This window comes from Bdellovibrio sp. ZAP7, assembly GCF_006874645.1.
Classification (GTDB): Bacteria; Bdellovibrionota; Bdellovibrionia; order Bdellovibrionales; family Bdellovibrionaceae; genus Bdellovibrio.
Window position 1 is genome coordinate 2,169,948 of record NZ_CP030082.1, and the last position, 20,844, is coordinate 2,190,791.

At 46.3% G+C, this 20,844-nt stretch carries 23 protein-coding genes; 2 read left to right on the forward strand and 21 right to left on the reverse strand.

Features of this window, described 5'->3' with window-relative positions; translation table 11 throughout:
- From rnc to DOM22_RS10515, 4 genes are read right to left on the reverse strand one after another with little or no spacing between them, the layout of a single operon-like run.
- Positions 1-690, reverse strand: a complete 690-nt coding sequence (gene rnc / locus DOM22_RS10500; RefSeq protein ID WP_142700303.1) for a ribonuclease III — start codon at positions 688-690, stop codon at positions 1-3.
- A complete protein-coding gene (gene mtaB, locus DOM22_RS10505; RefSeq protein ID WP_142700304.1) occupies positions 687-2,066 on the reverse strand; it encodes a tRNA (N(6)-L-threonylcarbamoyladenosine(37)-C(2))-methylthiotransferase MtaB in 1,380 nt (459 codons plus the stop codon). The genes rnc and mtaB overlap by 4 nt, the downstream gene beginning before the upstream one ends.
- On the reverse strand, positions 2,051-3,181 hold the full coding sequence (mnmA, locus tag DOM22_RS10510) for a tRNA 2-thiouridine(34) synthase MnmA (protein WP_371715053.1): 1,131 nt from the start codon (positions 3,179-3,181) through the stop codon (positions 2,051-2,053). Before mnmA ends, mtaB begins: the two co-directional genes overlap by 16 nt.
- The gene (locus tag DOM22_RS10515) at positions 3,153-4,358 is read right to left on the reverse strand and encodes a cysteine desulfurase family protein (protein ID WP_142700305.1); all 1,206 of its coding nucleotides are present in this window, start codon (positions 4,356-4,358) and stop codon (positions 3,153-3,155) included. Before DOM22_RS10515 ends, mnmA begins: the two co-directional genes overlap by 29 nt.
- A 154-nt stretch (positions 4,359-4,512) precedes the next feature.
- On the opposite strand from DOM22_RS10515, the gene DOM22_RS10520 reads away from it, so the two are divergent.
- A complete protein-coding gene (locus DOM22_RS10520; protein ID WP_142700306.1) occupies positions 4,513-6,012 on the forward strand; it encodes a hypothetical protein in 1,500 nt (499 codons plus the stop codon).
- Between the two features lie 36 nt (positions 6,013-6,048).
- Here the strand turns inward: DOM22_RS10520 and DOM22_RS10525 are convergent, their stop codons facing one another.
- The 12 genes from DOM22_RS10525 to DOM22_RS10580 form a co-directional block, all read right to left on the reverse strand.
- Positions 6,049-6,606, reverse strand: coding sequence for a GNAT family N-acetyltransferase (locus tag DOM22_RS10525; RefSeq protein ID WP_142700307.1), 558 nt, complete (start codon positions 6,604-6,606; stop codon positions 6,049-6,051).
- Positions 6,607-6,904: 298 nt separating this feature from the next.
- Entirely contained in the window at positions 6,905-7,357 is a 453-nt protein-coding gene (tsaE, locus tag DOM22_RS10530) for a tRNA (adenosine(37)-N6)-threonylcarbamoyltransferase complex ATPase subunit type 1 TsaE (protein WP_142700308.1), read from the reverse strand.
- A gap of 6 nt (positions 7,358-7,363) precedes the next feature.
- Entirely contained in the window at positions 7,364-8,089 is a 726-nt protein-coding gene (locus tag DOM22_RS10535; protein WP_142700309.1) for a pyridoxine 5'-phosphate synthase, read from the reverse strand.
- On the reverse strand, positions 8,089-9,489 hold the full coding sequence (glmM, locus tag DOM22_RS10540) for a phosphoglucosamine mutase (protein ID WP_371715066.1): 1,401 nt from the start codon (positions 9,487-9,489) through the stop codon (positions 8,089-8,091). The genes DOM22_RS10535 and glmM overlap by 1 nt, the downstream gene beginning before the upstream one ends.
- Positions 9,467-9,889, reverse strand: a complete 423-nt coding sequence (locus tag DOM22_RS10545; protein ID WP_142700310.1) for a CdaR family protein — start codon at positions 9,887-9,889, stop codon at positions 9,467-9,469. The genes glmM and DOM22_RS10545 overlap by 23 nt, the downstream gene beginning before the upstream one ends.
- On the reverse strand, positions 9,886-10,698 hold the full coding sequence (cdaA, locus tag DOM22_RS10550) for a diadenylate cyclase CdaA (RefSeq protein ID WP_142700311.1): 813 nt from the start codon (positions 10,696-10,698) through the stop codon (positions 9,886-9,888). Before cdaA ends, DOM22_RS10545 begins: the two co-directional genes overlap by 4 nt.
- 77 nt (positions 10,699-10,775) lie before the next feature.
- Complete coding sequence (ftsH, locus tag DOM22_RS10555; RefSeq protein ID WP_142700312.1) at positions 10,776-12,731, reverse strand: ATP-dependent zinc metalloprotease FtsH; 1,956 nt, start codon at positions 12,729-12,731, stop codon at positions 10,776-10,778.
- Between the two features lie 140 nt (positions 12,732-12,871).
- A complete protein-coding gene (gene tilS / locus DOM22_RS10560) occupies positions 12,872-13,852 on the reverse strand; it encodes a tRNA lysidine(34) synthetase TilS (protein WP_246845584.1) in 981 nt (326 codons plus the stop codon).
- The gene (locus DOM22_RS10565; RefSeq protein WP_142700313.1) at positions 13,849-15,198 is read right to left on the reverse strand and encodes an aldehyde dehydrogenase family protein; all 1,350 of its coding nucleotides are present in this window, start codon (positions 15,196-15,198) and stop codon (positions 13,849-13,851) included. The genes tilS and DOM22_RS10565 overlap by 4 nt, the downstream gene beginning before the upstream one ends.
- Positions 15,199-15,257: 59 nt before the next feature.
- On the reverse strand, positions 15,258-15,491 hold the full coding sequence (locus tag DOM22_RS10570; RefSeq protein ID WP_142700314.1) for a hypothetical protein: 234 nt from the start codon (positions 15,489-15,491) through the stop codon (positions 15,258-15,260).
- Between the two features lie 47 nt (positions 15,492-15,538).
- Entirely contained in the window at positions 15,539-15,910 is a 372-nt protein-coding gene (locus tag DOM22_RS10575) for a hypothetical protein (protein WP_142700315.1), read from the reverse strand.
- On the reverse strand, positions 15,900-16,331 hold the full coding sequence (locus tag DOM22_RS10580; RefSeq protein ID WP_142700316.1) for a type II toxin-antitoxin system RatA family toxin: 432 nt from the start codon (positions 16,329-16,331) through the stop codon (positions 15,900-15,902). Before DOM22_RS10580 ends, DOM22_RS10575 begins: the two co-directional genes overlap by 11 nt.
- 173 nt (positions 16,332-16,504) lie before the next feature.
- On the opposite strand from DOM22_RS10580, the gene DOM22_RS10585 reads away from it, so the two are divergent.
- On the forward strand, positions 16,505-16,870 hold the full coding sequence (locus DOM22_RS10585) for a response regulator (RefSeq protein ID WP_142700317.1): 366 nt from the start codon (positions 16,505-16,507) through the stop codon (positions 16,868-16,870).
- A gap of 9 nt (positions 16,871-16,879) precedes the next feature.
- Here the strand turns inward: DOM22_RS10585 and DOM22_RS10590 are convergent, their stop codons facing one another.
- The 5 genes from DOM22_RS10590 to DOM22_RS10610 form a co-directional block, all read right to left on the reverse strand.
- Positions 16,880-18,247 carry an ATP-binding protein gene (locus DOM22_RS10590; RefSeq protein WP_142700318.1) on the reverse strand — a complete coding sequence of 456 codons (1,368 nt, stop codon included), beginning with the start codon at positions 18,245-18,247 and terminating at the stop codon, positions 16,880-16,882.
- A 189-nt stretch (positions 18,248-18,436) separates the two neighbouring features.
- The gene (locus DOM22_RS10595) at positions 18,437-18,811 is read right to left on the reverse strand and encodes a hypothetical protein (RefSeq protein WP_142700319.1); all 375 of its coding nucleotides are present in this window, start codon (positions 18,809-18,811) and stop codon (positions 18,437-18,439) included.
- A gap of 346 nt (positions 18,812-19,157) precedes the next feature.
- The gene (locus DOM22_RS10600; protein WP_142700320.1) at positions 19,158-19,454 is read right to left on the reverse strand and encodes a hypothetical protein; all 297 of its coding nucleotides are present in this window, start codon (positions 19,452-19,454) and stop codon (positions 19,158-19,160) included.
- Positions 19,455-19,457: 3 nt separating this feature from the next.
- Complete coding sequence (gene glpX, locus DOM22_RS10605; RefSeq protein WP_142700321.1) at positions 19,458-20,426, reverse strand: class II fructose-bisphosphatase; 969 nt, start codon at positions 20,424-20,426, stop codon at positions 19,458-19,460.
- The gene (locus DOM22_RS10610) at positions 20,405-20,815 is read right to left on the reverse strand and encodes a thioesterase family protein (RefSeq protein WP_142700322.1); all 411 of its coding nucleotides are present in this window, start codon (positions 20,813-20,815) and stop codon (positions 20,405-20,407) included. The genes glpX and DOM22_RS10610 overlap by 22 nt, the downstream gene beginning before the upstream one ends.
- Positions 20,816-20,844: the final 29 nt, after the last annotated feature.

Consider the following 20,844-nt stretch of genomic DNA (forward strand, 5'->3'; position numbering starts at 1 on the left):
CTAATTCGTCTCCTTAAACTTTGCATCTAAAGCGCTTTTCGCCGCATCTTGTTCGGCATTTTTTTTACTGCGTCCGCGCCCCTTGGACCAGATTTCTTCTTTAACTTTCACACACACTACAAACTGACGATCATGAGGAGGTCCCTCCTCGGCAAGAACCTCGTACTTAGGCGTTTCTTTCATCGCCTTTTGCACAAGCTCTTGCAGTCTTGTTTTATAATCGCGCTCGAAGTCTTCATTCGCACAGGTCTTATCACAAAGTGGTAAGAACTCTTTGCGTACAAAAGCTTGAGCAGCGGCAAAGCCGCCATCCAAATACATCGCCCCAATGACTGCCTCCAACGAAGAAGCCAAGAGACGTGGCTTTAAGGCACCACCTGTAAGTGCTTCACCCTTTCCCAATTGAAGGATTTTGTTCAGCTCCATATCGCGAGCCAGTTCAAACAAAATCTCTTCATTTACGATCGAAGCACGTTTTTTAGACAAACCACCTTCGTTGTCTTGAGGATACTTTTCATACAAAAACTCCCCGACAACCAAATCCAGAACGGCGTCACCCAAGAACTCAAGCTTTTCATTATGCTCAGTATGGTTCTTAAGCTCATTGGCATAACTCTTATGAGTTAAAGCGCGCGCTAAAAGCGCCATGTTTTTAAATTTATATCCCAGGCGTTGTTCTAGAGAATTCATGACAGAACCTCCCCGATCAAATGACCTTCCATATGATTTTTATTGGAATGATCATAACCTGTGATTTTCACTTCTACCTCTTGCCCCGCCCAGTGAGTCAGGAACGCTTCTGCGCCCGCAATATCCACTGGCCAGTAGTCATGACTTAAACCTTGACCACCTTTAGCAGCGTTTTTCAAAACCAGAACTTTCTTAATTGTTCCAACTTGTAGATTCGCCTGCTCCGTATAACGAGCGATACTAAGATCACGAAGCTTCGCTCCGCGCTCTGCACGCACGTGAGGATACACAGAAACATTCATCGCTGCGGCACGGGTCCCCTGACGTTCGCTGTAAGGAAAAACATGCAGCTTCGTCCAAGGAAGTTCGGCCAGACAGTTATAGGTATCTTCAAACTGCTCTGCGGTTTCCGTTGGAAAACCCGTGATCACATCCATACCCACGAAAGAGTTTGGAACGCGTTTTTCAATCGCTAACAATGATTTGCGAACATCGTCTTGAGTGTACTTGCGCTTCATGTGGTGAAGCACATCGGTATTCGCACTTTGAATACTCATATGGAAATGAGGGCAAAGTCTGGAATCAGAATAAAGATCCAAAAGTCTTTCAGAAACTTCCACTGGCTCCAATGAAGACAAGCGGAAGCGTGGCATTTTAGTTCTAACCAAAAGATTTTCGATCAGATCTTCCATCACCATTTTTTTACCGTTCACTTCGTCTTCGTAGTCACCGATATGAACACCGGTCAACACGACTTCACGGGAACCTTCCGCGTAAAGATCATTGATACGCTGAACCAGGTTCGCAATAGAGATCGAACGAGACTTACCGCGAGCATAAGGAATAATGCAGTAAGTGCAGAAACTGTTGCAGCCATCTTGAATTTTTAAGAACGTACGAGTGTGGTGTTTTTCAATACCGCCACCCATTTCCAAATCTTCTTTTTTAAAGATATTGGATTTAAAGACTTTCTCTGTCAGCTCGCCCCGGAAATGCTTATTGAGCAAATCCGGTAAGCTTCCTTTATGAGAATTCGCCACGATCAGATCCGCCCCCGGCAAAGACGAGAATGAACCCGTATCCACCTGAGCCGCACAGCCCGTTACCACGATCGTGCAAAAGGGATCTTTGACTTTTAAACGACGGATATAGCGAACTGCTTCCTTCGTCGCCTCTGCGGTCACCGCACACGTATTCAAAACGTGAATGCGTGCGTCTTTTTCGCCACGGATCACCGGAGCAAAACCGTTCGCATTTAGGTTCTTTTGGATAAGACCTGCATCGTAAGTGTTCACCTTACAGCCAAACGTATGAACCTGATATTTCACATCACGGTTCACTTGTGAAGGAATCGGCGTCTCTACAGAGTGATCCATCCGCCTCCCACCAATTCGCGTTCGCGGTAAAACACAGCCGCTTGACCCGGAGTCACGGCACGCTGAGGTTGTTGGAATTTTAATTTGAACCCAGTTTCAGTTTTGAACACCAAAGCCGGAGACCCTTTGTGTTGATAACGGATTTTTACGTTCATCAACTCGCCATCCTGCAAATCACCCAACATGTGAGGATCCACAACATCGACTTCATGGGCAAACAAATACTCTTCATCACCCACCCACACGGTGTTGTCAGCAGAGTCGATTTTGATCACGAAAAGCTTTTCGTGGTGATCCATACCCAGACCCTTACTTTGACCGTAAGTGTAGTTATGAATACCTTCGTGCTTAGCCATCACTTCACCAGTTGGGAAGCGCTTGATCAGACCTTTTTTAGAATCCAAAACAGCTTTTGGAACTTGGCCTTTGATAAAGTTTTGATAGCCCATGCCACCCACAAAGCAAATGCCTTGGGAGTCTTTTTTCTTAGCCGTCACCAAGCCCATTTTCTCAGAGTACTCACGCACCTGAGGCTTTTTCATGTCGCCAATCGGGAATAACAGTTTTGGTACCAGCTCGGGGTCAATCGTGAACAAGAAATACGTTTGGTCTTTCCAGTCATCTGTCGATGTGTGGATTGAAGACTTGCCGTTTTCATCGGTTACGATTTTTGCGTAGTGACCCGTGGCCAGGTAATCACACTCAAGCTCTTTCATCTTTTTAACCAGATGGTCGAACTTTAAATACGTGTTACAGTTCACACACGGAAGTGGTGTTTGCCCTTCAAGATACGCTTTCAAGAAAGGATCAATAACGGCCGCGCGAAATTTCGCTTCGCAATTCAGTACATAAAATGGAATGCCCAAACGATCCGCTACTGAGCGCGCATCATCCACATCGATAGAAGAACAGCACGTGCCGTTGCCTTCTTCGATATCACAAGTTGAGTAATCCCAAACTTGCATAGTGGCCCCGATAACTTCATAGCCTTGTTCGACTAACAGCGCAGCCGCGGCGGAACTGTCCACGCCTCCGCTCATAGCAACAAGTACCCTACCCTTCGACTCCGTCGAAGTAGTCATCCCTTTAGACATGATATGTCTCTCCCTCTTCATGTTCGATCGATCGTAAACGAGTCACGACCGCCTTTAATGCTTCCACGAATCCATCGACCTCAGCCAAAGTCGTCTCCCAACCCAAACTCACACGCAAACTGTTTTGCGCTTCTTGACGGGAAAGCCCCATCGCAAGTAACACCGGACTTGGTTCTGGATTCCCACTTGAACAAGCAGCCCCTGTGCTGACCGCATATCCCTTGATATCCAAAGACATCAACATTGTCTCCCCGTCAGCTCCTGGAATTACCAGCGAACTCGTATTACCCAAACGTGGAGTTTCTACCGCTGTAATCGTGACATCTGAAATCTCGGACAAGATGCGAGCTTCCATGTGATCGCGCAACTTGCTCACTTCGAATGCTTTATCAGCAACCAATGGAGCTCTTTGCGCCATCAAGCCAAGACATGCAATACCTAGTGTGTTTTCAGTGCCACCACGACGATGACGTTCTTGACCGCCACCATGAATCAGCGGACTTACGTTGGTGCCCTTTTTCATATAAAGCACGCCCGTCCCTTTGATCGAATAAAACTTATGACCCGAGATCGAAGCGAAATCGACATTGAGCTCTTTCAAATTCAATGGAGCTTTACCAAAACCTTGAACGGCGTCAGTGTGAAACAAGGCTCCCTTGGCGTGAGCCATCTCCGCCATTTGCTTGATCGGAAACAATGTGCCTGTTTCATTATTCGCAAACATCACAGACACCAGAGCTGTTTCTTCAGACAAGTGCTCTTGATAGAATTTCATATCGATCACGCCTTCGCGGCTGACAGGGATGTAGCTGACTTTGGCACCCATCGCTTCCAGATGAGACATCGTCTTCATGATACTTGGATGCTCAACCGCAGAGCACATGAAGTGCGTGCGACGGCGCTGTTCAGGAGTTAAGAATTGAGCTGTGTGATAGTAATCAAACAAACCTTTAAGAACGGTGTTGTTCGCTTCACTGCCGCCGGAGGTGAATACGATTTCCAGCGGAGAAATATTTAAGGCTTCAGAGATGGATTTACGCGCATCACGAATCAGATTTTTTGGTTGTCTTCCGCCCCAGTGAATGGAGCTGGGGTTGCCACCAGCGGTCGCAAACTCAGGCAGAGCTGCAATCACTTCCGCGCACACCGGAGTGGTCGCATTGTGGTCGAAATAGTGAAGAATTTTGGTCTGAAGCATAAGTGGGCGGAGACTACCACATTTGCTAAGTATTGAAAACCTCTATATTTTTAGCGTCTATTCAGTACGCAATGCTGCAAAAAATTCAAGCAATCTAAGCTTGGACCTCGACCTAGACTCAGGTTTCCCCCCTTTTAAGCCGATAAACAGAACAATGAGCACTTTAGAATGGTTTGAGCATTTTAAACATAAACTTCAAGGACTTACCGAATCTCACACGGCAGGTGGATCGCCTTTGAGCCTTCTCGCCTATGCCTTGAAGGAAAATCAACTCACTGCTGAGGAATATTTTCCTTGGGCCATGGCTCATTATAAACTACCTCGTCTTCAGGCAAGATTTTTTACAGAAACTCCTCCTCGCAAGGAAATGTTAGCTAAGTGGGCGACTCATTACTCATGGACGGTGGAGTGTCTGCCTGTGGCGGAGTGGGATGGCATTCTTGTAGTGGCATGTCTACAACCGCCGCAGGATTTCCCTTCTTCTCCAACTTGTGTTTTTGTTTTGGCTCCTCAGGAAGCTTTGGAACAATGCTGGAATACTTGGCACCCCCAAGTGGCGGCAAAAATCCCAAGCTCTGCTCCTGAAAAATCAGCAGCTGTTGAATCTGAAATGCCAGAAGGCCTTGCGGGTCTTAAAGCCCCGGCTGCTAAAAAATCTGGCGACAGTTTTTCATTCGAAGATTTGGGTGATGTGGGTTCTGATGAATCACACAACGAAGAGGCTTCTTCTGAAGAACACAGTGAATCTGCCGGTGAAGAAATGGGCGGACTTGAAGGTCTGTTCGATGCTCCCGTCGTAAAACTTCAATCTTTCGGTTCAGATGAAGCGGCTTCGACAACTCCTCCAGCATCAGTGCCAGAGGAAACTCCGGTAGACCAAATCCTAAATTCTAAATCAGCTTCTGAAGAAGAAGCAGCAAAAACTTTCGACAGAACTGTGGTGGATTCCCGCCCAAGTCTCTCCAAAGTAGAACCCGTTTTAGAAAAGAAATCTGAACCAGCTCCAGCTGTGGCAGCTTCCATTCCAGCAGCGGCGCCTGCTGCTTCTAAAGCTGGCGGCCCACCGCCTCCACCCAAAGACGATTTGCCGGATTTGACGGAAGAAAGCTTCGGTAACAAACCGATTGCTCCTATCGTAACTCGCCCAACGGGCGTGGCGAAACCGACTATGAATCCAGTGGCGAGCGGCAGCTTTTCACTTGAGAAATTGAAAAAGAAAAACAGTGGCATCATCGCCGACAAAGTAAAACGCGTTCTTTCAGAAATGAAAGCGCACTTTGAAAAATCCATGATTTTGACTCTGGACGAGCAAGAATCTCAAGTGACAGCGTTCGCGTGGGATGAAAACTTCCAGGAAATCAAAGACACTTCGATGCGAATTCCTTTGGAATCACCAAGCATCTTTAAAATCGTGGCTTCAACTCAAAAACCTTTCCATGGTTACATCTCTTTGAATGATCTGAACGAGAACTTCTTTGAGCAATGGAACCAAGGCGCGATCCCTGATCATGTGACAATCACGCCGATTGTTATCAATGAAAAATTGGTGGGGATGCTGATGGGCTTGGCAGAAAAATCTGCTTATAACAAGGCATCCTTGGGTCTGGCAGAAAGACTTTCCACTGAGTTTACAAAAGGACTTCAAGCAGCGTAAGGCGGCTCCGGCTTCGACTGAGCCGAGACCAATCTGCTAAGCTGACTCCCATTCACGACGAAGCTTTCCAAACACTTTTGTACTGCGATACTCGCCGTTAATCAGTGAGTCTTCGCGCAATTCGCCTTCGAGTTTATAGCCATTTTTAAGAGCGACACGAGCCGATGCTTCATTAAAACCCGCACAACGAATTTCCACTCTGTGAAAACCCTGTTTAAAACACGCGGACTCCAAAAGTTTAACGACTTCACTGACAATGCCGCGACCCTCGAACTCTTTGGAAATCCAGTAACCCAGCTCGCAATTTTTAAACTCCCAATTGATACTGTGAACCCCGGCACTGCCTACGTAGCGACCTTCTAAATAGATTCCGTAATCAAACAGGGACAAATTATCCCACTCGGCCAAGGTCACATCGATCCATTTTTTAGAGTCATCCGCGGTCTTAGTGAACTGAATCCAGGGCATGAATTGTAAGTGCTCACGATTGGCATCAATCGTCGCAAACATTATGGGCGCCAATGATGAGGTATGGCGTTCAAGAGTGATTCTAGGGCCTTTTAGAGCGGACGGCAGGGGTTTTTGCGTGAACATACTGACAGGGTATTTGGTCAGACCACTCAGCGCAACTTTAACGCGTTGTTTGTGCAAAAACCGGCAGGCACCTTTTGCAGCGGTTATGTTACAGAAAAAAACCTTTTCCGTGCTCCCCGGCCTGGAGAAAAATGCGCCATGCAAACTGTTTGGGATTCTTGATTTTATTCTCTAACACGAGTGGTTTTTCAGAGGAGTTGTTATCCATAAATTTCCTCCTGATGCCTATGATTTTACTCCTGAGACTGCAGAGCCACGAGGGTGCACAATGCGGTATGAGGAAAAACAAAATGCAGGCTTAACCTAAGACTCGGGAGGTAATAATACGCTCAGTTTCCGAAGGACCTTTGGTGATACTGACTTCGATTCGCTGCCAGTTTAATGGAAGATAGTCGTAATCCAAACGCTGTGCCCATTCGATCACAACCAGACCTTGTTTGGGTGCAAACAAATCCCAAAATCCTGAACTTTCCAAATCATCGTCGTCGTCCAAGCGGTACAAATCCAGGTGATCCATCGCTTTGCCTTGGGCGTTTTCGTAACGAAGGTGAATTGCGAAAGAGGGTGACTGCACATCTTTCATCCCCAAAACTTCGGCAATGGCCTGAACAGAAGTTGTCTTCCCTGCCCCGACGTCACCACTTAAAAGTAAAACACAGCGATCACTTAAATGTGGCAGGAACTCCTGCCAAAACACTTTAAGTTCTGGCACGGTTTGTATGTGGCGTTGAGAATTCAGGATAGAAGACATAAAGTTTTACTTTAAGATCTTACGCATCTTTTTAACGGCTGTTTCCATACCGTCTTCAAGTGCATAACAAACCAAAGAGTGACCGATGTTCACCTCTTGAAGGTATGGCAACTTGTTGATTTCTTTTGAGTGTGCGTAATCTAGACCATGCCCCGCATGCACATTCAAACCCAAGTAATTCGCCCACTCTGCGGCCTCAACCAGGCGTTTCCATTCTTTGGCTTTCGCGGCCCCTTTAAGATGAACCCATTTGCCGGTATGAAACTCAACGGCATCAGCACCCACTTCAAAAGAAGCTTCAACTTGTTGGATGGAAGGCTCGATAAACATGGAGATTTCAATACCGATGCGTTGAAGTTTCTCAACCATCGGAAGCATTTTCTTATAACCTTTTTTTACATCAAGGCCACCCTCGGTCGTTAATTCAGCACGCTTTTCCGGAACGAAACAAACCCACTGAGGACGGTACTTTTTAGCAAATGCCACCATTTGAGCTGTCGCAGCCATTTCCAAATTCAAAGGCACCGGGCAAGACTTAGAAAGCGTTTTCAAATCATGCAACTGGATGTGACGACGGTCCTCACGCAAATGAATCGTGATTTGCTCAGCACCGCCCTTAACAGACTTTTTCACCATATCCAGTAAATTAGGATAAGACGTGGTTCCACCACGAACCTGACGAAGTGTAGCGACGTGATCAACGTTCACGCCCAAGCGAATTTTATGTTTCATTAGCTAAGTTCTTTCTCGAGGAATGCCGCAATCTCGTCAGCATAAGTGGAGATTTCAGTTTTGTCTTTGCCTTCAACAAGGACGCGGATCACAGGTTCAGTTCCAGAGAAACGAACAAAGACGCGACCGTTGCCAGCAAGTTTCTTTTCGATGTGCGCAATCAAATCATGGTAACCCTTGATGTCATCAAGCTCCATACGACGTTTCACGCGAAGATTGATTAAAACCTGTGGCATATCATCAAAGACACGCGCAAGGTCGCTCATTTTCTTATCTGTTTGCTTCATCACTGCAAGAACACTCAAAGCCGCGATACAGCCGTCACCCGTTGTGGTGTGATCAAGGAAAATAATATGACCAGATTGTTCGCCACCCAGGTTATAACCATTTTTGCGCATCTCTTCGACAACGTATTTGTCACCCACACCGACTTTAACAACTTTGATACCCGCATCGTTCATGGCTTTTTCAAGACCGAAGTTCGACATCTGTGTAGCTACCAACGTGTTGTTTTTCAAAAGACCACGCTCTTTCATATGCAGAGCACTGATTGCTAGAATACGGTCACCATTTACGATCTGACCTTTTTCATCAACCATGATCACACGATCAGCGTCACCATCAAGACTGATACCCACGTCAGCACGGTACTGAACCACTGCTTCCGCAAGTTTGGCTGGATACAAAGCACCAACTTTATCATTGATGTTTGTACCATTTGGATCGTCACCCAATTGGATCACTTCCGCACCCAACTCTTGGAAAATCGAAGGCGCCACCTTGTAAGCCGCACCATTCGCCGTATCCAGAACGATACGCATCCCATCCAATGTGTATTCCAATGGGAAAGTGGATTTTACGTAAACGATATAACGGCCTTGGGAGTCGTCGATACGACGAGTACGACCGATCTCTTTGCTTGGAGGCAAAAGAGCTGTCAGATCTTCTTCCAGAACCAGGCGCTCGATTTCGCGCTCCATCTCTTCAGAAATTTTAAAACCATCCGCACCGAAAACTTTAATACCATTATCGTGGAATGGATTGTGGGAAGCGGAAATCACGATACCCGCCACCGCACGCATAGTACGAGTCAGATAGCCGATACCGGGAGTTGGAAGTGGCCCCACCAATTGTACAGCTACCCCCATAGAGTTTAGACCACTCGCCAAAGCTTGCTCAATCATGTAACCGGAAAGACGCGTGTCTTTACCTATAACCACTTTACGAAGCGAGGGATGGGCATTGTATTTTTGTTTTTGCAAAATGTAACCGATCGCTTGACCGATTTTTACTACCATATCCGGAGTCATTGGATATTGATTGGCAGTTCCACGGATTCCATCCGTACCAAAAAGTTTTGCTGATTTCTTTTCCACTTTACTGACCTTTTTGTTCGTCATTTTCGTCGCCTTTAATCTTCACTACTTCAACCTGAATCTGATTTGGACGAACCCCCAGGATTTTAACTCCCAGTGGGACGTCGATCTTATTCAGTGGAATATCGACATAAACTACGCCTTCGCCTTTTTGAGAGATATCAAGATTGATATTCTGAGACAAAGAGCTTTCCATAAACTTCTTTAAAGCAGCTCGGGGCCCTGAAACCTTTACCTTGATGTGGTCAGTTGTCTGCGCCACCACATGGGTGCCGGGGGCTGTCACCAGGTCGACTTCGACGTTTTTGCTTAAAACAAAATCGCGGCGGCCCAAAATGGTCAACCACAGAATCAGGGAAATAAACAAGGCTACTACTTTGTAACTAAAATTTTCAGTCACAGCATTGGTCCAACGGCGTCTCATGACAGATCCCCCTGCTGCGAGAAAGCTTTATATTTAAGACCAAACGTCTCATACAAGGCCTTACGAATATCACCCAACTCCACGTTCGGGCTTAAATGACCACCCTGTACGATACCAATGGATTTGTTTTCCTCAGAAACCACAAACACCAGAGCATCCGTTTCTTCCGTTAAACCAATCGCAGCACGATGACGTGTCCCTAAGTTTTTATCCAGAGCTGGGTTTTTAGAAAGCGGCAGGAAACATCCGGCAGAATGGAGCTTACCGTTTCGGATAAGCACGGCGCCATCATGCATGGGACTTTCAGGATGAAAAATAGAAGCCAGAAGCTCCGCCGAAACTTTTGATTCCATCTCAGTTCCAAACTCAATGTGATAATCGATCACGATCTCACGCTCCACCACGACGAGGGCTCCAAAGCCCTTCTGTGCTGTGAGGATGATCCCTTTAGCAATCTCTTCGATAACTTGAGTTTCCTGGATTGTAGAGGCATCTGTGAAGAATGGATTAGATCCAATGTGAGCCAAGGCTCTGCGAATCTCGGCCTGGAACAGAACCACCACAATCACGAATAAATTAGAGAAGAACTTTTCCAAGATCCAGTTGAAGGTAAATAGCTCAAGCCAGATGCTTAGGATATAGCCGATAGCTAACACGCCTAGCCCGGAGAGCATTTGAATCGTTCCCGTTCTTTTAATCAGAACCAGGATACGATACACAACCATCCACACCAGGATCATGTCGATCGCATCTTGCACACGCAAATGCTGAACGATGAAGATGAGGTTGTCGAAAAACTGCTGCAACATCAAGATGCCCAATCAAAAAAAGTAATGGGGTTAAAGCACAAAAAGCTCCGAGTTTCCCCGGAGCTTTAAAAGATTCATTAAATTGTCACTGGCCCGGTGTTCCCAACTGGATCGGACCCAGAGGAATCATCCTTTTTACCGACACCCGAAGCTGCCGCCAATGCCAGATTGGTGTCACGGCGATTATTTCTGTATTTTTCAATTTCAGAAACCGCAGCACCGTTGATCATCATATCAACTTCATGACCATCAATCGTTTCATATTCAATAAGTGCTTGAGTGATAGACTCAAGAGCTTGCTTGTTCTCAGTCAAGATACGAACTGCAGTTGCGTAACCTGTATTGATGATTTTTGAAACTTCCGCATCGATCTCTTCAGCTTTCGCTTCAGAGTATTCTTTGTGGCCTTGATGACCGTATTGCATACCCAAGAACACTTCGCCGCCAGATTTTTCAAACGCCAAAGGTCCAAGTTTCGACATACCCCATTCGCAAACCATACGGCGAGCGATGGAAGTGGCGCGTTCGATATCGTTGCCAGCGCCCGTCGTTACATCCTTAAAGATCACTTCTTCAGCCGCACGACCACCGAACAAGAATGCAATCATGTTCTCAGCAGTGGATTTCGACAAAGACACGGATTCTTTTTCTGGAAGCGTTTGAGTAACTCCCAAAGCCATACCACGAGGGATGATCGTAACTTTATGGATCGGATCCAAACCTTGAAGTTTTCTGTTCACCAAAGTGTGACCCGCTTCATGGTATGCGGTCACTTTTTTATCTTCATCCGAGATAACCATAGATCGTCTTTCAGAACCCATGATCACTTTGTCTTTAGCTTTTTCAAAATCTTCCATCTCAAGATACTTTTTGTCTGTACGAGCCGCCACAAGGGCTGCTTCGTTCACCAGGTTTTCAAGGTCTGCACCCGAGAAGCCTGGAGTACCACGAGCGATTTTAGAAGTATCCACGTCAGGCCCAAGTGGAGTCTTACGCGTGTGAACGGCCAAGATTTGCTCACGACCTTTAAGATCTGGTTTATTCACAACAACACGACGGTCGAAACGACCTGGACGCAACAACGCTGGATCCAGAACGTCAGGACGATTCGTCGCTGCGATCATGATCACACCTTCAGATGACTCAAAACCATCCATCTCAACCAAAAGCTGATTCAGAGTTTGCTCACGCTCGTCATGACCACCACCCATGCCGGCACCACGATGGCGACCTACGGCATCGATCTCGTCGATGAAGATCAAGCAAGGAGCATTCTTTTTACCTTGTTCAAACAAGTCACGAACACGGGACGCACCCACACCCACGAACATCTCGACGAAGTCAGAACCAGAGATCGTGAAGAATGGAACACCTGCTTCACCCGCGACGGCGCGAGCAAGCAATGTTTTACCTGTACCCGGAGAACCCACCAAAAGAACACCTTTTGGAATGCGGCCACCCAGTTTTGTATATTTCTTAGGATCTTTCAGGAAGCTTACGATCTCTTGCAGATCGTCCTTCGCTTCGTCAACGCCAGCGACCTCTTTGAACGTCACACGGTTTTTGTGCTCAGTTAAAAGACGCGCACGCGATTTACCAAAAGACATCGCCTTACCACCACCGACTTGAATTTGGCGCATGATAAACAGGAACATCGCCACGATCAAAATCAATGGCAACCAGTTCACGATCAATGATTGGAAGAAGCCACCATTATCAGCACGCTCGTAATTTGGCGTGATGCCGTTAGCTTCCAAGAATTTGAAACCTTCATCTTGCGTGTTACCGACGATTTGGAAATGAGTGCCGTTGTACTTTTTCTCAAAGTCAGGCTTCATCTCACCGATAATTTCGCTGGTCTCTTGACGGAAAGTTACGGAAGCTACTTCTTTAGCTTTTACCGCTTCTGTAAATTTAGAATAATTAAACTCGCCAATCAGTCTTTGGTGTTTGCTCTCATAGGCTTGAAACAAAAATACAGCCATGATGATTAGGAAAAACCATAAGGCGAGTGTTTTCTGTGTAGATCGCATTTCGATTCCTTTCGCTCACTTCTCTCATCCAGATAGAACCATCTTAGACTAACAGAAGCCCCGAGCTAATTAAAGCAACTTTACGCAGTTTTCTCGAGAGGGAATGTCTCCGCCTAAAGGGCGGGCAACTTGGACTCAATTCAAGACTCGACCTTGATTTGCTGCGCGTTAATTTCCCAATCACAACCACTAACCTTAAAGCTGATCACTTTTTGCGGTTTGTCTAGGCGCTTTTGAATTTCTTCAAGCTGAGATTGTGAAAAATCTCGTTTTCCGAGGGAGAATAAATACTGTGCGAGAAGACGCCGTTGCTCAAATGGAGATAATGTTAAATAGAAAGCTCTAGAGAGTCCTTTGACGTCCTGTGGTTTATTAGCCTCATTTTGACTCAGCAAATCAGTCCCTGGCTTGTGCTCCAAAGAATGCAGCTCCTGAGCCAACGTTTCGAGCGAACGAGCCAGACTGTTCACAGCCCCTTTCTGACGCTTCTCCAAGGACTTTAGCCAGTCTTCACGGACCCAGTTTCTGAAAGGGTCCAGGAGCGCATTCGAGGGATCTTCAAAAGCGCGAAGCTTTTCGGAACGTAAATATTTACGAAGTTCCGATTTAGGCGTTTCCAAAAATGGTCTAAATACGCCGCCACTGTAGTAAGACATAGCAACCAAACCCTGAGCCCCTGTGCCGCGCACGATACGCATCAGACGTGTTTCCAAAAGATCATCAGCATGATGTCCTGTCGCCAAAACTTCGAATCCTTGCTCTTTTTGCAAACGAGCCAAAGCCTCATAGCGCTGATCACGGTATTGAGCTTCGGATTTTGCCAGGGAGCGGGATTTTAAAACAAAAAACTCCACATGTAATTTCTTGCACAGTTTCTCGCAAAAAAGCTGCGCCTCTTTGCGGTATTCCTGATTTTTATCGTCACCATGGTGAAAGTAACAAGCTCCCAGATTTTCGGGCTTCACAACTTTCGCCAACACGGCAAGAGTTGCAACAGAATCTGCCCCACCCGATAAAGCCACTAAAATTTTCTTGTCTTGCAGATCAAATTTTTTAATTAATTTCCAAACGTGATGATCCAAATCCTGCTTGGGGCGCGCGCTGCCCGTCAATTTCTTCACTCAACTGCTCCCACGCCGACGGTCTTGATGTTCACAAATTCCATGATTCCGAAATGACCCAGCTCACGGCCGTAACCAGAATCTTTCACTCCGCCAAAAGGAATGCGGGGATCTGATTTTACAAAATCATTTACGACAACAAAGCCCGCTTCCATTTCTTTCTCGATGAGCTCTTTCCCTTTTTGCAGATCGCGTGTGAAGATACCACCGCCTAAGCCATAGGGTGAAGAATTAGCGATCGCCATCGCCTCGTTGGCGTCTTTCGCCACAAAAACCAAGGCCACCGGCCCAAAGACTTCTTCGTGATGAACTTCGGAATTATTTTGCTCAAAAAGCACCATGGACGCCGGATAAAAAGCCGCAGGCCCTTGCGGAGCTGTTCCTCCAAAGACGACTTTACCACCCCAGTTTTTCAATTTTTCCACTTGAGTAATGATGGTGTCTTGAAAACGCTTACTTGCTAAAGGAGCCAGAGGCAGGATTTTCATCTCATGCTCCATCGCTGATAAAAATTCTTTCAGGACTTTTTCGACGACGATAAAGCGTTTCCCGGCAACACAGCTTTGTCCACAGTTTTGCAAACGCGTTTTAGCACAAGCTTTTGCAGCCTTATAAATATCTGCATCCTCCAAAACAATGTAGGCATCGCTGCCACCAAGCTCCAGAACGATTTTTTTCAGATTCTTGGCTGCCGTTGTTGCGACAGCACGTCCACCCTCAGTGCTTCCGGTGAAGGTGATCCCTCGAACCATCGGGTGAGCGATGATTTTTTCGGCGACCGCATGGTCCACCTGACAATTGCGTAAAAGAGTCAGGTCAGATGTCAGGTCTTTAAAAATCTTGCCGATTTTTTCAGCGACCCCAGCCGTTAAGTCTGCATGTTTTAATATAATCACGTTCCCCGCCATTAAAGACGGAGCCGCAAAACGAATCACCTGCCACAAAGGAAAATTCCACGGCATCACACTGAAAATCACACCCAGAGGGGAAAAGCTGACTTCGGCATCTTTATAGGGAGAGGCGCTTTTTTGATTGGCCAGCATCCCGGCTGCTTCTTTTGCATAGTACTCGCAAGTGACAGCACACTTTTCAACTTCGGCCTTGCCTTCGGGAATCAATTTCCCCATTTCCATATGCATCTGCAAAGCCAGATCATCACCGTGTTTACGAAGGCTTGCGGCGAGATTGTGAAGAACTTTCGAGCGCTCTGCGAAAGAATATTTACGCCATTTTTCGAAATCTTTTTTAGCATCCAGAATCATCAACTCGGCTTGATCCCAAGTGACGTGATCAAATTTTGAAAGCTGTTCGCCTGTTGCCGGATTAACCGTAGAGAATGATGCCATCGAAACCTCCCAACGCCGAACGGATCCACCGATCGTTCACTAGGATAGTCACATAGGATTTAGAGAGTTGTAAACACTTGATAAAATGACACAGCGGTGCCGACTAAAAACACGGACGTCATGAGGGCCCACGCCATTATTTTGTAGCCCTTGCCAAGTTGCATGGCTCTGTGGGCGTAAGGTCTTTGATTGGCAAAAACTGGGATGGGTGCCGTCACCGTATGAATCAACTGGCGGCAGCAAAAACAAAATAAAACAACCGATATAAATGTCAGGATTTCTGTTTCCATCATGACATTCTTATCGGTTTTATTTTTCCCAACTTGAGACGGACAAGAGTCTAGGCTTCGTCAGTCTTCGTGTCTTTGGAATCTTTTTTAATAATATCGATTTCGGCAGAGATTTTGAATTTATGCGTCTCTGCGAATTTAGAAAACTCTTTAACGAAATCAATTTTTTGAATGATACCGACGACTTCTTTGGTCACACGCTGGGTGATTTCGTCCTTGGATTTATTCGCCCCCTGAATCAGCAAGTTCAGAGCTTCTTTAGGAAGTTTCAGTTCAGAAAGATAACTTTTAAGGCCTTCTTCGCTCATGAAAGCGGCAGAAACGCCCGCCGTAAAAACTTTCTTTACGGTGTCACCCAAAAGACCTTTGATGTCTGTCGGGCTTTCTTTTTCATCTTTCTTGGAACCGGAATCAGACGCCATATAGTTGCTTCACTCGTTTGTGATAAGAGCTCATCATGTTCGGCAAATTTACACTCACCAAGGCATTGGCAATAGGGCCCGGAACAAACATGTTAAATGTCGCTTCAACAGTGTATGTGGCACGTGTCTTACCAGCCTCATCTTGAAGTTTCCAAGAGCCCACAGATGTTTTAAACATATCACCGGAAGCGAACTCCCAAGTGATGCCAGTGGACGGCGTTTCCGTCATCCACAATGCATATTTGAAGGTTTTAACGACCGCGACGTTGTATTCAACGAGTTTACGATTACCTTCAGTTTTTAGGACTTTGCATTGTTTAACCTCTGCCAAAAACTCATGATATTTTTCATAGTCAGAGATGATTTTAAAGAATTGTTCAGGGGTGCAGTTGAAAACTTCTGTGGTTGATGCTTTTGCCATATGCAATCACTGTGACTTTCGGATCACATACAGTCAACGCTAGCCTAGACCACATCCTACAGATGGCTTAAAATGCTTATGTTACATCGACTTAATCTTGCGTTCGACGTCAGGCTCTTAACTGGACAAGGTATAAAAGCTTGCATATACCGGAGGCAGAAAGGAGTTTGATCATGAAACACAAGATTCTCATCGTAGATGATGAAAAAGACTTACGTGACTTGATCTCCTACTTTCTGACTCGGGCCAACTACGACGTTGCGCTGGCTGAAGACGGCTGCGTGGGCTTTGAGAAAGTCCAATCCTGGAATCCCGATTTAGTTATCAGCGACATCCGGATGCCTGTTTGCGATGGCTTTGAACTCCTAAAGCGCATTAGTGCCGTTCCTGACGATGAAACCCGTGTGATGTTTATCTCAGGCTATGTGGGTGGCGACGAAGACGAACTCAAGAAAAATCCCCATTGTGTCGGCTTCATTCCCAAGCCCGTCAACAGAGCCGAACTTTTGGAAATGGTCAAACAAGCTCTGCCCGCTTAATTTTAATTACTATTTTGGAAGTCGAATCACGAAAGACGTGTGTTTGTGGTCGGTATCGACATAAAGCTGCCCGTGGTGCGCCTCGATCAAGCCGCGGGAAATACTTAAACCCAACCCCGTCCCCTTGCCAATTTCTTTGGTCGTATAAAACGGCCTAAAGATTTCCGCCTGAATCGAAGGATCAATTCCCTCGCCACTGTCAGTGATGCGAATTTCAATTTGGTCCCCCAAATCAAGCACCTCAATCGCGATCCATTTTTTAGGCAAATCACGAATCGCCTCAAAAGAATTATTTAAAAGATTCAGCATCACCTGTGAGATCTGAACAGGACGGCAGCGCAAAACTAAATTCGTTGGCGGGGGTAAACGCAGATCCACATTCGCTAGTTTAAACTTCTCATAGCAAAGCGAGAGCGTGTTATCGATAAGGGTTTGCACCGGAATCGCTTCAATCGGATCCTTCGCACCATCACGAGCAAAAGTACGAAGACCGCGCACAATCGTTGCAATTCGATTTGTCGTTGATTGAACCTTTTCAATCGAAGCCTTCATGGTCTGACGATCCATATGGCTGTCTTCTAAAAGTTCCATCTGCTGTTCGGCGGAAAGCAAAATCACATTAAGTGGTGTATTGATTTCGTGAGCAATCCCCCCGGCCATCTCCCCCAGGGAGGCCAGTTTGGCAGAGTACTCGGCACGGGATTTCTGGTTTAACAATTCGTCCTGGGTATTTTCCAATTGTTGAATCGCCAAAGTCAGATTTTGTTTTTCGATAGTCAGCGCTTCTTCTGTTTCATAGCGCGTGACCATACTTTGGTAAAATTCGCGCGAGTTTCCGTAAACGTAGACCACAAACGTAAAGACGAAAACTGTCCAAACTCCGTAGGGTAGATCACCCTGATGGTTGGAAAACGCCAAGAAAAGCCCGGGAATGACTCCAACCCAAATTAAGAAGTAGGCTGAAATGCGCGGACTTAAAGAAAGGGATGTCGCAGACCCTGCCATGATCGCACTGACCAAAAAGCTTGTGACAAAGATTTTTGAGTCGGGATTTTGTGGATCCCAAAAACCCATCGAACAAAGAATTCCCAAACAAGTTGAACTGATCAGAATCAGAACGCCATGAAGTCCAGCCCATTTATAAAGTGCTTTCAAGCCATCACGGCTAACAATGATACCAATAATCAAGCGCAGAGTACTGCAGCCCAAAGCAAGCCCTGCTGCCAACTGATGCCAGATATAAAAAGAAGGAGTGGTCGCTACGGGTTTGATTAATAAAATCGTAAAAACAACCATAAAGCCGACGGCGGCCGCTTTACTACGACGGCAAAAATCCAGTTCAATATTATCCAATACGGCACGGCTCAGAGCTTTCATCTGTCTAGACCTTAACAGACGTACGAAATGCTGTCACCAGCGCGACTCCAAAATAGAAATTTAGTGTGGTAACTTGCCGGGATATTTGTACGCATGGCTAAAAAAGAAAATGCACGACTTAAAAGGCCGTGCATTTTCACTCGAGCGTCCGTCGTTAGCTTAAATCTTTCTCATCATTCAATTTCTTGTTCAATGAGTTGATTTTTTACTACGTCTTTCGCTGGAATTTTCATCTATTAAACTTTCGCGTCCAGTTCGCTCAAACTCGGTCAGATCATCATCTTCTTCCGGCTGTTGTCTGCTTCCAGTTTTAGCCTGATTCACTTTCGAACCGCGCAGTGAACGATCGGCTTCCGTGGCGCCAGGGGGATTTCGTTGCGAAGCATTTTGCGCCGAAGACTCATCTTCCTCGGGCCAATTGCTGTCTGCTTGGAATTCCTCATCAGGCAGCTGACCGGATTGATCGGAATGATATTTTTTATGAGTGTCCTCGGAAAATTTCGGAGGCACATCGGATTTTGGCATACTACTATTTTGTTTTTGAGGCATCTCTCTGTTAGGCATCTTACCCTCCTTTAAGAAAACTCGCAGTTACAAGTACAATCTTAAACACGAAAAGCGATAGTGGCTATGGACGGAAGCCCCCTTTTACATTTCGATTAAGCAAAAGAAAAACCCAAAAGTCCAAGAACTCCAGCCCAAAGCCCCCAAAACAGCGAGCGCGCAGCGCAAGCTCTAAAAGCGAGTGCGCCAGCACAAGCTCCCCACTCCCCCAACGCAAAACAGAAATGGTCAAAACAATGCAAGCGCAAGGCGGAGGGTGCTCGCTGCCACGCAGGCGTACTCCCAGTACGCCGAAGAGCAAGCGAGTGCCCGACAACGCAGTCGATTGCGTTGTTTTCACCATTTCCTACTTTTTAAAATTGAAAAGTGCTTCGGCGGCGGCTTTTAATTTGGCAGCTTGGTCTTCTTGACCTGCTCCACCTTTGCGCGGAGTGAAGTAGTCGCAAAAGTTCGCGCGATCTTTTTCACGCACGACATCGGCCGAAGTTTCACGGCATTCGTTGTAAACTTTTGGATCATAGAAATCGCAATTTTTGCAGACATGCACATCGGCGCGACAGTGAGGGCATTCCTCACGACGGCCAATGTTTCCTGCGAAGGACATCTCTTTTTTGCAACTGAAACAAAAAAGCTGCACACTCATGACTTAGCTCTTCTTGTTTTTCTTCCAAGTGAAATCATGGAACGATTCAATGGTACGGATAGTGCCCGTTTGAGAACGCATCACGATCGAGTGGCTTTTCGCCTTTCCATCTGGAAGGAAGCGAACACCCTTAAGCAATGAACCATCTGTGATCCCTGTGGCGACAAACATAACAGAGCCACTTGCAAGTTCATCACAAGTGAATTTTTTGTCCAAGTCTTTAAGACCCATTTTAGAAGCACGAGCTTTTTCTTCGTCGTTTCTCCATTTCAAGCGACCTTGAAAGTCACCACCCAAGCATTGCATTGCGGCTGCGGAGATAACGCCTTCTGGGGCGCCACCGATACCGATAAGCAAATCGATACCCGAGTCAGGCCAAGCTGCAGAAACCGCAGCAGAAACATCACCATCACCAATCAACTGGATGCGAGCACCCGTTTTACGAACTTCATCAATCAATTCTTTGTGACGAGGACGGTTCAAGATCACAACCGTCATGTCGCTGACTTCTTTACCCAAGGCCTTAGCGACGGCCTGTACGTTTTCAGTCGGAGATTTGTCGATATCGATTTTACCCTTTGCCCCAGGACCACATGCAATTTTATCCATGTAAGTATCAGGCGCATGAAGGAATTTTCCTTTTTCAGCCACCGCGATCACAGAAATAGAGCCCGGGCCACCGGTTGCGCAGATTGTAGTACCTTCAAGCGGATCCAAGGCGATATCCAATGCCGGAGCATCGTCTGTTTTAGTTCCTACTTTTTCACCGATATAAAGCATTGGAGCTTCATCACGCTCCCCTTCGCCGATGACAACAGTGCCGTCCATACGAAGAACATCGAAAGCTTTTCTCATGGCATCCACGGCTGCCGCATCGGCGGCTTTTTCATCGCCTCTTCCCATCCAACGAGCGGATTCTAGTGCTGCTGCTTCGGTGACACGTACAAATTCTAAAGCCAGGTTTCTGTCCATGATTCTTTCTCCACTGCGGCCTTAATCCCGGCCGGTAATCTCATCAATTTCAAATCTTTATCCAAGGCCACATGCACTGTTTGGGCAACAGAACACGTCGTGCCTCCACGCCCGCGCATGCGGTACTGGAAAATCAGACGGCTCAACTCCACACGAGCTTGGACCTCGATTTCCAGATCATCGCCAAAAAATGTCGGCTTCAAATGCTTAACCTGGGTTTCATAAACTGCAAAGTAACTGGCGGATTCCGGTTTTTGATAGTCGATCAAACCCTTGTCGATGGCCCACGCCACCCGCGCTTCTTCGTAAAAACGCAGGTAATTGCTGTGATGGACAATTCCCATGAGGTCTGTTTCGTAAAACTGCACTTTATGACGATGAATAAACATTGATTATTTCTAGACTAAATTGTTAGTTT